Here is a 702-nt window from a genome sequence, read left to right on the forward strand (position 1 = left end):
AACAACCCCAGGGCATAGGTCGCCTGGTTCACCCCGAGCGGGACCGGGTCGATCCACGTCTCCAGGCGGTACTGCCCCCCGGCCATCGCAGCCAACCGCCGGTCGGTGACCATCTTGTCCTCGGCCACCACACCACCGGCCGCATCCACGACCCGCCACAACACGTTGGAGTTCGACGAGGTCACATCGAAGAACACCTCACCACCGGCCGGCACCCAGAACTCGTACGCATCACGCGAGACCCACGTCTCCAGGTTCCCCGCACCCGCAGCGGGCTTGCCGTTGGAGATCACCACCGGCGCGGTCTCCGGGACCACCCCCAGATCGAAGACCTGCTCGACCGGCGGGAAGTAGACCCGCAACGAGTACGTCCCGATCCGCTCGTTCTGCGAGGCCATCTGCAACCGGTACTGCCCCGCAGCCAGCTCCTGATCGAACCGCCACTTCCGGGAGTCCGACAACACCCCCGAGGCCACGACCCCACCAGCACCATCGAGCACCGACCACGACCCGTTCCACGCCCCACCCACCGGCTGGAACTCGGCCAGCACCCGCGACCCACCAGCCGGGACCTCGAACACGTACTGATCGACCGACGCCTTGGTCTCCAGGTTCCCCGCACCAGGACCCGGCTTGCCGTTGGACACCTCGACCACACCCGCACCCGGATCGACCTCGAACACCTGCGCCCCGGGCACCACC

General features: G+C 67.9%; 1 protein-coding gene. It reads right to left on the bottom strand.

Annotated elements, in window-relative coordinates; all coding sequences use genetic code 11:
* Positions 1–683 (bottom strand): hypothetical protein (locus Cph01nite_RS18930; protein WP_203676605.1); only part of this gene is annotated, 683 nt, incomplete at its 3' end.
* Positions 684–702 lie beyond the last annotated feature (19 nt).

This window comes from Cellulomonas phragmiteti, assembly GCF_016862775.1.
GTDB classification, from domain to species: Bacteria; Actinomycetota; Actinomycetes; order Actinomycetales; family Cellulomonadaceae; genus Cellulomonas; species Cellulomonas phragmiteti.